The sequence below is a fragment of the Pedobacter zeaxanthinifaciens genome, from assembly GCF_003313335.1.
In the GTDB taxonomy this organism is placed as follows: domain Bacteria; phylum Bacteroidota; class Bacteroidia; order Sphingobacteriales; family Sphingobacteriaceae; genus Pedobacter; species Pedobacter zeaxanthinifaciens.
On record NZ_QMHP01000016.1, the window covers coordinates 21944 to 36472 of the forward strand.

Genomic DNA, 14529 nt, shown 5'->3' on the forward strand with positions numbered 1-14529 from the left:
ATGGTTCAAAATGTTAGTTTTCTTCTTTTAGTGCATGATCTATGGGGAAATCCTCTCCTTTCCAAGCTCTCTTGGAGGTCCAATCGGAATACGGTGCCTGCCAAAAATCATCTGTTGCGGGTAAGCCCAGCATTAAAAAGGCCTGTGAACATAAATAGAGGCTTCCTGTTGAAATATAAGTTTCTCCAACTTCAGGTTGGTGGCCAGCAAAACCAATTTTAAGCCATCCCTTATCATCAAAAGTGTTCGGCATCTCTACCTGACGTTTGATAACTGCATACAAAGCCGAGCGAACTTGCGCCGGTTTAATATGTGCAGGAAGCTGTTTCATTAAGGCAATTTGCGAGAGCAGTTGAAACGCACCAAAACGGTAAGCAATGGAGCGTCCTACTGGCGGAAAAGTACCTTCGGGAGAAATTAAACGCTCTTGAATATCGGCATATCTCTTTGCTCTTTCCAGTACCAGCTCATAATATTTCTTAGTGTCCAGCTTTTCATCTTTTAGTACCTTGGTTACTCCTAAAAGCATAGGCTGTATCACAAAGCTATTGTAATAATCAAAGTGAAAATCAGGGCCATCACCGTACATCCCATCTCCTTTATACCACTGCATATGCTGCTTCAGCGCATAGTCCAAACGCATTTTATCGCCAGATTTATCAAACTTTTGTAAAGCCGCTTCTACGGTGGCGCTAAACATTAACCAATTGGAAAACGAAGGCAAAATATCCCTACTCGACTTTAAAGCAGCAATGGTATTTTTTTTCGTTTGCTCATCTAAATTGCCCCAAAGCTGATTTGGCGCTCGCAATAACGCGTCCGCAAAAAAAGCGGCATCAACCAAGGGCTGCCTGCCTTTGTTGAAGTTTAAAAAATCTACGGCATTTGGATTAGTGGCATTTTTGATACATTGAACAGATAGATCAATGTATTTTTTTCTCAGCTTTCCTTCGGGTGTTTCATCAGGACCAAGCTCTAACCAAGGCGCCATTCCACCAAGTAATCTTCCAAAAGCTTCAAGATGCGAACTGTACACCCTATCCTTACTTACCTTGGCCTCAATTGGCATGGTTTCCTTAAGCTTGTTTTGACTTAATGCGGTTAAAACAGGATCGGCAATACGTACCAATGTTTTAACCAAATATTCACGCTCTGCCAATCCGTTGGATGGATTTACTTTTTGCGCAAATCCTATGCTTGGCACTAAAAAAATTAGTGTGAATATGGTTTTTATAGAATTATGTAAGTTCATAAATGCTATTTTTTACTGAATGAGGTTTCTAATACAACAAGCCTTCTATCACCTGTATAGTTTACGCCAACTGTAGTAGCATCAACTTTAGTGTCAAGCAGCATACGCATGCCAGCGGCAATGGTGTAAGTGTTTTCTTGCTGTTCGTTAATTTTGATTTTCATGGTGAGTGGTTCAGCAGAGGGGTTCCATACCAACGAAGTCATGTTATTTTGACCTTCGGGAATGCGGCACCAAAATTTAGCGGTACCTTCATTTCCTTTTGGGGTTCGGGGCTGGCCGCCAAATGTTTGTACAAAAGTGCCCCAAGGCCTACGTCCGTTGGTTACATATTGCAATCCCGGACGGGTGTTAAAAAGCCCTCTATTACCGCCAGCAAGTTGGTATCCTTCTTTTGTAACTACAATACCGCCCTTAGCATAAGCTGGTGTGATACGCGGTGTTGAATTGGAGATAAACCCGCTAGAATTATCGTTTAAAATACCTCTTTCTGTTTCGTATTCGCCCCAAATAATAGGCGCAGTAATCAGTTGATGAGCAGAATGATCATTTGCACTTGCGTAACTTAACATATTGAGGAACAAGCGACTTGCAATTGGATCTACACCCGCTCTTGCCGCTAAATCAAGTCCTGATATGATGATGCTTCCATTGCCTACAAATTGCTCAGCTAAAGCAATACTCTGCAAACCTGAACTGTAGTTTGCCAGCACTGCAGTGCTAGCAATGCCATCCCAATTTTCCAGTTGAAAACCGTCAGTTACTGGATAAATCATCGGGAAACCGCTCTTAGTTGGATTCCAGTTGGTGTAGTCAGACCAAACTTTCAAGTTTTCTCTTTTTATCCCCGAAAAAATCGGATGCTCAGGACGTTCTGCATTTAAATAAAATCCATTACGTAGCGGAGTAGCTGGCAAAGGATAAGCGGGATTATCAATATCAGCTGCCGTATTGGTCAGCCTGAAATCTAAAATGGCATTGAGGTCCTTCCGATGAACACTATCCTGTCTCAAAGCAATAACCCTACCTCCCTTTTTCATAAAATCTTTTACCGTTGCAGCATTAGCAGCCAAGTTTTTATCCGCAGCATTTTCTCCAATAATCAAAATTGAATTTGCAGGCACGGCTGCTATTGAAGTAATTTCTTTAAAAGGTACGTTTAGCTGGTTTAAAGCTTGTTTAGTAGCGCCATTACCATCATAAACCAGCACCGATGCATTAATTTGAGGTATTGCTTGCGTAAAAGTTTTGGCTGCAATAAATAGGTTGAAGAAGTTTTTGGATACCTCTTTTCCATCTGCGAATACTTTACCGAAAAGCGTGTAATCTCCAGTGGAAAGATTTGCTGGTACCGTAATACTGAGTTTGTTTTGCTGAGTAGCGTAATATGGAATATCATTTACCTGCAAACTATCAGAATAGACTGCCGTTTTAGCCCGATCAAGTAGCTGATAAACAATTTTCACGTTCTTTAAATCTGCAAAGCCGTTATCATCATTAATAACATGTGCAATAGGATTTATGGTTGAACCAGCGAACACGTTACTAGTCCAGCACTCCCAACTTAATAGCACCGGTTGATAAGAAAGTTTTGTTTGTTCGGTAACTGGCTTTGGTTTCATATCCTCGAACTTTTGGATGGTATCCCAGTTGTAAAAAAGAATGGTGAAGGGAAACAAACCGCTTAAATCAGGGTTTAAGCTTCGCATTTGCCTAAAAGTTTCCGTTGCTTGCCTGAAAGTAAAGCTCTGGTGAACATCGGCTAGTTGCGCCTGCATATCCTGCTTTTCGTGGCCTGTCCAAGCCAGTTGCGAACTTGGGTTTTTATGTGCTGGCGTTTGGTTGTATCTCCCATCCGGACCGGTATAATTGCCAACACATTCGGTAAATGTAATAGGCTGCCCCGTTTTTGGAAACGGAATGATATTAGCATTGGAGCGAATATTTAAAAATGTAAAAGGAGAACTATAATACCAACCCCAGTAACGGTGCAAATCGCAGATATCGCCTGTAAGGCCATAACCGTAGCCAGCGTTGGCAATGTAAACACGTGTTTCATCCCATTTCTTTAAATTATTGTAGGCATAGGTTAAAAATGCATTCCATTCTTCAAAGCGTTTACCGGTAAACGGCGTTTCGTTAGTCATGGCATATACCATTAAACTAGGATGATGCGCAATTAGACCAAGTTTCTCATGTTCGTACCAAGCTAAACCAACGTCATGGTCTTTCGGAAATCCACCATCGCCCTCGTCGCCAACCTGCTCTTGTTTATCCACCTTGGCGCCTTTGGCAACTTTACCATCGTAATTACCACCAAAAACCATCATTCCAAGCTCATCACACACGTCATACCAGGTTTCTACATCTTGCACCCTAATGATATTTACGTTAATGCTTTTCATGAATTTAACGTAGGCTAAAGCAAATTCACGACTGCGCTCTACCTTAGTTGGAATACCTCTTCCCGGTGGATTAATGGCTATACCACGTAAAAAAATAGGCTTACCATTGAGATATAAATTACCGCCCCTACGTTCAAAAAAACGAAATCCGCCACGCTCAGTAATAGCACTAACTACTTTGCCACCAACTATTTGCTGTAACGTAAATTGATATAAGTAGGGATTATTCGGTTCCCACAAAACTGGTTTCAGATTTTTAACGGTAAACGTGAGCTGCTTTACGCCTGCATTATCTACCTCTGCTGGAGCTACCTTAGCTTGATACAAGGTTTTACCATCAGCCACTGCTTTGATAATGACATTAAACGTGGCATTGTTTTTTTTCAAATTGGCATCCATTACCAGCCGAACGTAATCCGTACCAGTAAAGGGTGTTAGTGTTGGCTTGTAGGTTTTCTCTTGTTCATCTTGGGCAAGCAATGTACCGGCGGCACATACGCTAAGCATAATACTCAGCAGTAACTTTCTCATCATTTCAAGTCTCTTGGTTTATAATTGATTAGTTTAAATTTAACATATAAAAACACATTATTGCCATAACAATAATTTTGGTTTTTGCGGTTCACTTGGCATAGTTAAAGAAACCCTCCTTCCTTTATCTTCGTCATCTCCCATTTGCCTTGTTTCACGCACAAGTACAAAGGCGAGTTGCTTTTTTCCATGCCTTTTAATAAGGTCAGTTACATCTAGGTAGTGATATTTTTTTTGACGGTCAAAAGCCATTTCACCGGCAATAAAAGCCGCTGTTCCTACCTGCTTTAGTAAAGCTTCATCCTTGTCTAGGTAAGGCGCATTATTCCAATTAAAATTTGTCTTCGATGTCCACAATTGATCTTGAGGTATGGCGTATACATGTAATCTATAAGGTCTATCAGCGTCATTCACATTTCCAGCAATGGCTAAAACCGCTTTTCTTGGTACATTTTTTTGAAGAGCAGAAATATCAAATCCTACATAAGCTACCTCATTGTTGGATGGATTTGCCGCATCAAGCTGAACTCCAAGTGTATTGGGGAAATATTTTTGAGCATTTGCACCAGCTTTAACCGAAATAGCGTTGTTAGAAGCCACAACTGTTGGCGTAGTTTTAGTAGGTGTAATTGTTAATAGCACTACACTTTGGGGCGAAAGCGAATAACTTAAGGTGCTATTTTTCGAGAGCGTTGACAATTGCGATACCTCACCGTAGTATTTTTCGCCTACTTCTTCTGCAGTTAAACTGCTGGTGATCGGTAATTTTAACGCAGCTAAGTCTATGGTTAAGCTAACTGTTGTCTGATTACGATTAACTAGCCACATGTAGTAATTACCCGTGTTCCCATCAAAGGAAGTATAGGCATCTAAATCATTATTCGGCACATCAATTGCCGTTTTCAACAACCGGCGTTCATCTTTAAATCCTTTGGCAAATAGCCTTACTACCTCTCCAGTACGCTGTATGCCTGAAACATTAAAATCCAATTTTGGCGATGGAACCTCCCCTGCAGCGAAAAGCTTTATTTCGCGAACCTTTACAGCTGCATCAGTACTTACAAAGCGTATTTTACTTGTCTTAACCGATTGCTGAAATGGCATAAACACTTGTGCGTATTTGTTGCCCTTTTCTTCCGCACCTGAAATATCAATCCACTTGTTCCCATCATGATATTGCAATTTAAAATTACGTACCCGATCAGCAGCAGTGTAAACACCACCAGCCGAGCCGGTATAAATAAATGCGCCACCTAGCTCAACAACCGTGTCTAAATCTATAGCAATCCATTTCTCTTTCTCTTCACCTGAAACCCAAGCATCATCAGCGTTTTTATCTCCATCGGTTACTAAAAAAGCCTTATCATTACTTGTACTAGCGGTTACTTTTTTGCGCAAAGCGATATTTTTATAAGCATCTTCTACCACACGTTTTCCTTGCCAAATAAAATGATGACCAGATTTAATGCCCCTTGGATAAGTGTTGCTAGCCGTATTGGCAAATTTGAAAGCCCACATCCCGTAAGCTCCATTTTTCATGTTATTGGAATAAATACCCGCCCATTCTGTAAACAGCGATGGTGAATCCATTGTCTCTTCTTTATCAATAAGATAGGCATTCATCCATCTACCTATTTCTGTATACATTATTGGTATTGCCTTACCTTGCGGATGATTTTCTCTCCATACTTTGCTAATGTTGGCGACGCGAGTTTCGTAGCCCGCAGCCGGCGAATTATAAGAATGGGTCGAAAATAAATCAACCACCTCACTGCCTGGGTTGCCGTGGTAATCCGTTTGGTTATTTTTTGCAATTTCGGCCCACCATTCGGTATTGTTTCCCGCCGTAACCGGACCAACAAATTTCGGTTGTAAGTTTTTATGATATATCCTATTTACATCGTTAACTGCACAATGCACTGCGTCCGAAACGATTTTAGCGCCAGCAATCCATTGTGTTAATAACATAGGGCCTGAGTTGCGGTGGTTGGGTTCATTTTGCATGGCAAACATTGCCACGTTACCCATCTTTGCCGAGTAAAAAGCGATAGCGTAATACCGCTGCCACTGCTTCCATTTGTTTTGCCAAGTATCATTAAAATCTGTACTGCCTAACTGCAAAAGCACAGTTATTTGCAGCCGCTTTAATTCACTTAAGGCGTAGCTGTACACCATCGCATTGGTGGATGATGAATCAGGACGATCATACAAAGGCAACAAATCATTCCACTTAATGAACCTATTTTTTTCGGGCTGGGAACGTAATTCTGCCTTTAATTTATCAAACTCCTCCACGCCGTTTACTTCGGCTTTTGACTGTACCAATTGCTCTGGCACAAAAGCATTAAGACTTGCCCAAACCCTTAAACTATTGATGTTTGCATATTCCAGCCAAGCAGAAATGTTACTACCGGGAAAGTAATAACCCTGATTATAACCGACAAATTTCATTGTTTTACCGACTAACGCTTTATCAACGCTAATCTTAGCCTTGAAGGGGCCTTTTAAAATGTTCGTTTTCTGGATGCTGGAATTTATGCTTGGCGGTGCTGGCATATTGGGTGTAACTTCTCCAAATGCTTCTATTTCCATGATATTCACCACCTCGCCATCATCACAAACTAAACGAATACGATAAGTGCTAATGGCCGGTTGGAAGTTGAAGCGCACTGCTACCAGTCTATTTTCATGAACTTCGGCTTTAGGAAAATCGCTCCAGTTGGCATCATCCCAATACTGTAGTTTAAAATTTTTAAGCGACCAAAATCCAGCTGCCTGCTGCATTTCTTCAGGTTTTTTCTCTTCGTCCAGCACACCACTATGCACCACTATACTGGAAATACTGCAATACCTTTGTAAGTCAATTTCCACTATGTGTGGCGGTTTACTATTGGCTGATTCCCATTTGCTTTTCCTTGATATTTTCCCATCCGTGATATAAGACGCTGGAAAATTTACCGACTGCGATGATACGCTTACCTGCTGATGAAGCGCTAAATTTTGCTGGGCCTTACTAGCTAAACTTAGCCACGAAAGCAAAAATGTTAGGCAAATATTCATTTTCAATGCACTCATCAGTTCAGCTTTTTAAGTTTTATCCCATTCAATATGCTTTGTCCTTTTAAAGCCTCAAAATCAACAGTTAATCCCTGATCATCATCAACGTTTACGATGAAACGCTTCTTAACAGCAACGGCACAACCGTAATCTATTGCTAAGTTCAAATTGGCCAATAACATCTCTCCATTGCAACGCACATTAAAGATGCGTTCAGTCTTAGTCAACTTTTCTGGCTCCATAAAATCCAGCTCTAACTCGTACTTACCTTTTGGAACATCAAAGCGATACTGCTTCAAACCACTTAAATAGTAGTAATACAAAGGTTTATCCTCTGTATTTTTTTTAACGGTTTTGATATTTAATGTGCAGGCCGTACCACCAACATAGCCAAAGTTACCTCGTGTATACGCTTGGTCTTCTATCCATGTAGTGCTTGCGCCATCAAGGTACTGTGCGTTTGCACCGCAGTTAATGGCAATTTCTTCAAAATTTTGATGGTTAATTTGTTTATCGTAAGCTTGATTTTGAATAATTAAGTAATCATTCTCCGTTACGCTACTGGCCACAATCTCATTATTTCCTTCTTTCAACAACACCTTCCAAACACATTTTTTCACATCGTCAGGTTGTTTGGCACCATAAGATTTACCATTAACCGTAAGCGTAACATTAGGCACATTAGCATACACTTCAATGGTTGAGCTATCACCTTTTGCCACAGCTCTTTGCGGCCAATCACGTGAAGCGATATAGACCATAGGTTTATCATTCCAGTTAGCCTTGTATAAGTAATATGAATCTTTGGGCTTTCTATCCCAGGTAACAAGTCCTTTTTGGTTGATGTTGTTGCTAACGCCACCCACATTTGGTTGCGAAAAATCAAACTGGTTCCAAATTGCCGTTCCGGCTAAATAAGGCATCTGACGTATTTGCCGCAAGTATGCTTCGTGATAATAGCGCTGATATTGTCCAGTAAAATCCAGTCGTTGCGGTTTTTCGGTGTTTACCCTATTATCGGCTTCGGCACCATATTCACTGATCAACAAAGGTTGTTTAGGATTTTTAAAATGAATGGTATCAATGGTAGTTTTGAAGGCATTTACCGAGCCACTATACCAGCCTTCATAAATATTAAAACCCGACAACTGAGCGATATCCAAAAGCCCATATTTTGCGTAATCATCACTGATGTGCATGGCCATTGTACTGGTTCTAAAAGGATCTTCCTTACGCAGCAGCTGATCTAACTGCTTGGCATATGCGCCTACTTTCTCTAAATATTGAGGGTTTTCTTGTATTTGAATGCGCTCTGCCCTATCGCTCCACAGCAAAACTTCGTTCATTGATCCCCAAATGATAATGGATGGATGGTTATAATGCTGCCTCACCATTTCTTTAACCATATTTTTGCTGTTATCCAAAAACTCGGGTACCGGATTCATGTAGTTAACTATAGGAATTTCTTCCCACACTAAAAGGCCCAGTTTATCTGCCAAATCAAGTACTTCTTTAGCTTGAGGATAGTGTGCCAGCCGTAAAAAATTACATCCCATTTCTTTGATCATTTTTAAATCGCGATAATGATCAGCTGCACTTAAAGCATCCCCTCTATCTTTGAAATCTTGATGTCTGTTGGTTCCCTTTAAAAGATACTTTTCGCCATTCAATGAAAATCCTTTTTCTGCATCAAAAGCAAACCACCTAAAACCAACGTTATTAATCTGTTCATCTACCACATTGCCATTAAAAACAAGCTGACTTTTCAACTGATACAGGTAAGGATCTTCTGGCGACCACAAATGGGGATTATTTATGGAAAAAGTTTTCGATTTTACAGTGACTTTTTCATCGGCGGCAAGTGATATTTTACTGTTATCTCTAGCTACTTCTTTACCTTCCTTATTGTAAAGCACATGAACTAAAGCTAACTGTTCGTTTGATGAACCAGTATTAACCAAGTTTGCTTTAATCGAAACGCTTGCCAGATTTTTCGAAACTTGTGGTGTGTTTACAAACACGCCCTGGCTACCGTAATCACATAAATCGAAATGTATATTTGAAGTAGCAATTAACCAAACATCACGGTAAATACCACCGTAATAGGCATAGCCAATGGAAAGTGGAGGTATAAAGTCGTTTTGTGCATTGCTTACTTGTACGGCAATCACGTTTTCGGTAGTTGGTCCATCAATTTTTACCAGCTTGGTGATGTCCAAAGTGAATGCGGTATAACCACCTTTATGTTGTCCAGCAAAAATTCCGTTCACATATACATCAGCTACTTGACCTACTCCTTCAAAGTTGAGATAAATGCGTTTGTTCTTATAGCTTTGATCGAGCAGCAATTTCTTGCGATACCAACTTGTTCCACGTCTGGAAGTCTCATCGTCATCAAATGGATCTTTTGCGTTCCAAGTATGCGGAATATTAACTGTGGCCCATTTACTATCGTCAATTTTATTTTTCTGTGCAAAATCAGTTCCGCGGGATAAATATTTCCAGTTATCATTCAAAGATAAAACTACCTTCGATTGCCCAAAAAGCATTGAGGTGTAAAACAGAGAAATGAAAACACAAAACTGTAACTTGCTGATCATTGAAAAAGGATTATAAATGGTTTTGTTTCGAAGCTCAAGGTAGGCAGCCAAAACTGAAAACATGCCCGACAGATGAAACATAAGTACCTTATAAAAAGGTCAAAAAAGTGGCTTAAAATGATTTAGAGCGTTATATTAACAGATAAATAGATATGGATATTTAAAGTTTAACATGAACATTGATTTTAAAATTTCATGAAGCGACTTTGAAAAAATTCATTATCCTTTTCGCGATGAACTTTAATGAGGTATAAACCTGTTTTTAAATGCTGAACATCAATTTGGTTCGCATCATAATTAGCTAGTTGCCTTTGCAATACGATTTTACCTTGCATATCATAAATTGACAGTATAAAATCACCCTTCACGTTCAGTTTAAAATAATTACCTACCGGATTTGGATAAACCATTAATTGATTTTCAGCAACTATTTTAAAGTTTACTGTCTCAATGTCGCTATAAGTGTATTTTCCGTCAAAATCCACCTGCTTTAATCGGTAATAATATGTACCTACACTCACTCCTCTGTCTTCATAGCTATAAGTAGTAATGTTTTTTGAATCGCCTTTACTTTTTACAGAAGCAATTTTAGTGAAGGAACTACCATCTACAGCACGTTCTATTTCAAAATGCTCGTTGTTAATTTCAGTGGCAGTTGCCCATCGCAATAGCACCGCTGATACAGTTTTTTCTGCTTTGAAATAACTTAACTCAATAGGAAGTACATTGGTGCCTGCCCCGCTGTAAGCGCCAATATTAGTTGAACCATTTACCGGAACTGCATTTCCAAAGTAATCTCTTCCTCCATTTGAGGTAATATTCATTCCTGTGTTTAGCGCAGGTGAGCTAGGTTTCAGTTTAAACCCCTCCAAGCCGCTAGCAGGATTAAGCAATAAAGGATCAGCAGTGCGCTTATTAGGGTCTGATGGCTCGGAAGCAGAACTAGTGGTGTAAAAGATATTGTTGTTAAAACTATAAGTTGAACCACTAGCAAAACTGTACGTAGTATTACTGCCTCTTAAATAAAAAATATTGTTTTTAAAGCTGATGTTTTTTGGCGCCACCGACCATATTGCCAAACGCACCGCCAGCACATTATTCACTGTCGCATCAGCATAAATGGTATTGTTATACACCTCGGCACTTTTCATTCCTCCAGAAAAAGATATGGCCTGCCTTTCGTTATTTTCCAGTATATTGTATCTGATCACCGTATTGACGTTAAAGCGTTCAGGAATACTAGGCGGACTAACATTTTGATCGCCACCGGTAGCTACAACACCTCCTAACCCATTGTGGTGAAGGTAATTGTACTGAATATAGGTGTCCTTTGTTCTAAAATCACTATCTATCCCTCTGGCATCAGTATCTCCATCATTATATACGGTTTTGGTAGCTTCATTAAATTGAAAAATGGCACCATCAGTATTAAAATTAAAAGCGGCATTACCGGATATGGTTTCTCCACAGTACTCAAAGTAGTTGTATTCTATAAGTGGATTTACGGCCACCCTAACTACCAAACCATTACCAGCGATATGCCTAAAGGTGTTACCTCTAAGTATGACATTGGTGCTAGGAACCCAATTATCGGTGCGTCCATCACCTAAATTATCTCCAAAGGATGTAGTGGAATTTCTGAGCTCCCAAGTAGATTCGAAATTGATACCCGTACGGCTCAAATTTTCAAAAGTACAATTGGTAACCTGTAAATCATTCCACTTACTTATAACGCTAGTGCCTAAAATATCAAAAAATATACCTCCATGATTTTTGGTGCCTGCTGCATCGGCAACATCGGAACTGTTTACATTAAATATGCGTAATTCATCTAAATAGATGTGATTTAATGTACCTGCATTTTCGTTAATCCAAAGCATGGCGTGAAATAAATCTTCCTCCGTAATGGTTCCATTTCTGTAATTTGTAAAAGCTAGGTTTTTGATTTCAATATAGGATTTGTTATAAGCATAAGCCGCAGTTTTGGTCCCTTGGGCATCTATAACTGCCGGGCTTGTGCCACCGTAGGTTTCATAGCTGATCGTACTAGTACCATTTCCACTTCCGCTAATCAGCAATGTGCCATAAAAAGTTTGTCCAGATTTGAATAAAATTTTACTACCCGGCTGAAATACTTTTGAGTTCACCATATCTAAGGTTTTCCAAGCTGCTACTGTTGAAGTACCTGCATTCAAATCATTTCCATTTACAGCATCTACATAAAAAGTACCGCCAACCATTGGCGAGCTATAAGCCTCATAAATAACCAATTGTGGCTTATTGGTAGTAGCTTCCTTTGAGTTAAAAGTCAGCAGGGCTTCGGAACCTGCCACGTCCTGTAGTGCTAGCGATACCAAATTGCCATTCCCAACAGTAAGATTTAAACTTCTTATATATTCGCTCACGTCCCATTCGTAATACATCCCTACTGCATTTAGCTGCGCCGTAGCAATGCTGCCCGCTGGCGTAGGTTTGTTATTCCAATTTAAAGTGCTCTCAGACCAATTATTATCCGTAACATTCATCGCCTCTACAATCACAGGGATCTGGAAATTTTCGTGCTTGTTAAGGTAAACTCTCAGCACAGCCTTACCAGTTTGACTTAATGTGTAAGACGAAAGATCAAACTTTAAATAGCTGATACGGGAATTGGCGCTTTCGGGTATTTTTTTGAGTTGCAAATTAACGCTAGTACCGTAATTGTTGGTTTTACTGCCCTCGTATACTTGTGCATCTGCCACGGCAGTAAAGGTTTGACTTTGAGCTTTAGCGAAAAAAGGGATAATGAGTAGTAAGCTGTAAATAACTATTTTCATGATATTAACAAATAGTGGAACGGAGTTTAGGGCAGCGATGGTTAGGATATCTGATTAAAAAAATGCCCCCTGCGGTATATCCATACCACAAAAAGGGGCACCAAACCAAAAATAGTATCAAAAATTAACGAACGAATTTAAGCGTGTGTTTGTTACCGTTAATAACTACAGTAGCAATGTAAACACCTGCGTTAATTTTAGATAGATCAATTGATTGCTGGTTATATCCATTACTTAATTGAAGTTTAGTTTCAAATATTTTTTGTCCTGAAACATTATTGATATAAAACTGTGCCGTGGCAGCTTCATCCACATAAATGGTTGCTTCCAACTGCCCTCCTTTTTGACGGATACTTAAAGTCCTATCCTTAAGATCTGTTTTTACTAAGATTACATCTGATTTTTCTGCGCTACCATCGAAATCAACCTGTTGCAGTTGGTAGTAGTTATTGCCAGCAAACGGATTAGCATCAACAAAGGCATACTTCTGTATTGTGCTAGAGTTACCATTTCCTTCCACTTTTCCAATTGATTTAAATTGCTTGTTATCATTGGCTCTCAACACGTTAAAATGCGAATTATTATGCTCAGAAGCAGTTGCCCAATCAAGCCTTACGCCCTGCGACTGCTGGCGACCTTCAAAAGACTTAAGCTCTACGGGTAGTACAGTTTGCGTGGTACCTGGAGTAAATGTAACCCCTTTAAATACTGCACCAGCTGGCGCCGTAACTAAATCCGTTTTAGATGCTGAAATAGCTGAAGTAAACCCAGCGTTATCTACAATTGATACGAGTTTATTTCCAATATTTGCTCCTACGATACCAAATATTGTCACATCCGTTTGACCAGTAACAATGAAACCTGTAATACCTTTCAAGATACTTCCAGTACCTGTAGAGAAAAGGCCATCATCAACCCAGGTTCCACCACTCAAATGATATTTTTGCAAGCCGTCATCTAAGCCCACATAAAGCAAGTCTGGAGTGCCGCTATTATCAGTATCAAACAAAACGAAAGAATGGGGTATGATCGTTGTGGTTGGAACCCCAGGTAACGGAATAAAGCCGCCAGTTGCGGTACCATCTACCTTACCTATTCGCACTGCAGGAGCTGGAGAAGTAGAACTATTGGAAGTGGAAAAATAGATATCTGAGCCAACAGTATTTACTGAACGAAATGCTGTTGGGCTGGCAACCACAGATGTTGTAGTTTCAGAACTAGTATTGCCCGTACGAAGTCCGCTGCTACCTCCTACCATCCAAAAATCTGTGCCTGTGTTTGAGGCAACTATGCTTCTTGGACTTTGCCCACTAAACACATTGAAATTTGCGGTGGAATAAGTGCCATCAGCCTTAAACACAACTGCTGTTCTTTTAGTTGTGCTTGAATTGGAGCCGGATAAACTTGCCGTACCAGCGTTTGCATTGTAGCCCATGAAGGTTAAAAATTGTCGATTAGAGGACAAGGCAGGTGTGCCTTCAGTAGTAGCACTTGGCGTACCAAAAACCACCGAATTTGCTCCTGAGCTGGTTACACTAATTTTTTGAACAAAGCCACCTGTTTTCGTATACTCTTTTACATGTATAGTCATACCGTTCGTTTCGGTTGTGGCATCATCTCCAGCTTGCACAACTACTAAATTTCCAGGCGTAAACTGAGCAAAACTTGTAAAGCCAAAAGCCAACAAGCCTAATGTGAGTAAATGTTTTTTCATACTTAATACGTTTAAATTGGTTTAATGTTAGCGCCGAAAAGTATTGATTCAGCTTTGTAAAATTAAGCTGGCAACTTAAACCCTTAAGCAGGCAAATGGTACAGATAAGCGGGACAAATGTTACAGCATGCTAATTTCGTAGTTCAACCAAAGA

6 protein-coding genes are annotated in these 14529 nt (G+C 39.9%); all 6 read right to left on the bottom strand.

Features of this window, described 5'->3' with window-relative positions; all coding sequences use genetic code 11:
* Nucleotides 1-13: 13 nt before the first annotated feature.
* Complete coding sequence (locus tag DUT68_RS17635) at nucleotides 14-1252, bottom strand: DUF2264 domain-containing protein (RefSeq protein WP_113639555.1); 1239 nt, start codon at nucleotides 1250-1252, stop codon at nucleotides 14-16.
* Between the two features lie 5 nt (nucleotides 1253-1257).
* Nucleotides 1258-4191 carry a glycoside hydrolase family 2 TIM barrel-domain containing protein gene (locus tag DUT68_RS17640; protein ID WP_113639556.1) on the bottom strand — a complete coding sequence of 978 codons (2934 nt, stop codon included), beginning with the start codon at nucleotides 4189-4191 and terminating at the stop codon, nucleotides 1258-1260.
* 54 nt (nucleotides 4192-4245) lie between these two features.
* Complete coding sequence (locus tag DUT68_RS17645; protein ID WP_237088374.1) at nucleotides 4246-7263, bottom strand: discoidin domain-containing protein; 3018 nt, start codon at nucleotides 7261-7263, stop codon at nucleotides 4246-4248.
* Complete coding sequence (locus DUT68_RS17650) at nucleotides 7263-9845, bottom strand: glycoside hydrolase family 2 TIM barrel-domain containing protein (protein WP_198659635.1); 2583 nt, start codon at nucleotides 9843-9845, stop codon at nucleotides 7263-7265. Before DUT68_RS17650 ends, DUT68_RS17645 begins: the two co-directional genes overlap by 1 nt.
* Before the next feature lie 185 nt (nucleotides 9846-10030).
* Nucleotides 10031-12661 carry a CBM96 family carbohydrate-binding protein gene (locus DUT68_RS17655; RefSeq protein WP_113639558.1) on the bottom strand — a complete coding sequence of 877 codons (2631 nt, stop codon included), beginning with the start codon at nucleotides 12659-12661 and terminating at the stop codon, nucleotides 10031-10033.
* Nucleotides 12662-12785: 124 nt separating this feature from the next.
* A complete protein-coding gene (locus tag DUT68_RS17660) occupies nucleotides 12786-14375 on the bottom strand; it encodes a T9SS type A sorting domain-containing protein (RefSeq protein WP_113639559.1) in 1590 nt (529 codons plus the stop codon).
* Nucleotides 14376-14529 lie beyond the last annotated feature (154 nt).

Coding starts and splice junctions, on each gene's coding strand:
- DUT68_RS17635 (WP_113639555.1), bottom strand. CDS start 1,252: ATGAACTTACATAATTCTATAAAAACCATATTCACACTAATTTTTTTA.
- DUT68_RS17640 (WP_113639556.1), bottom strand. CDS start 4,191: ATGATGAGAAAGTTACTGCTGAGTATTATGCTTAGCGTATGTGCCGCC.
- DUT68_RS17645 (WP_237088374.1), bottom strand. CDS start 7,263: ATGAGTGCATTGAAAATGAATATTTGCCTAACATTTTTGCTTTCGTGG.
- DUT68_RS17650 (WP_198659635.1), bottom strand. CDS start 9,845: ATGATCAGCAAGTTACAGTTTTGTGTTTTCATTTCTCTGTTTTACACC.
- DUT68_RS17655 (WP_113639558.1), bottom strand. CDS start 12,661: ATGAAAATAGTTATTTACAGCTTACTACTCATTATCCCTTTTTTCGCT.
- DUT68_RS17660 (WP_113639559.1), bottom strand. CDS start 14,375: ATGAAAAAACATTTACTCACATTAGGCTTGTTGGCTTTTGGCTTTACA.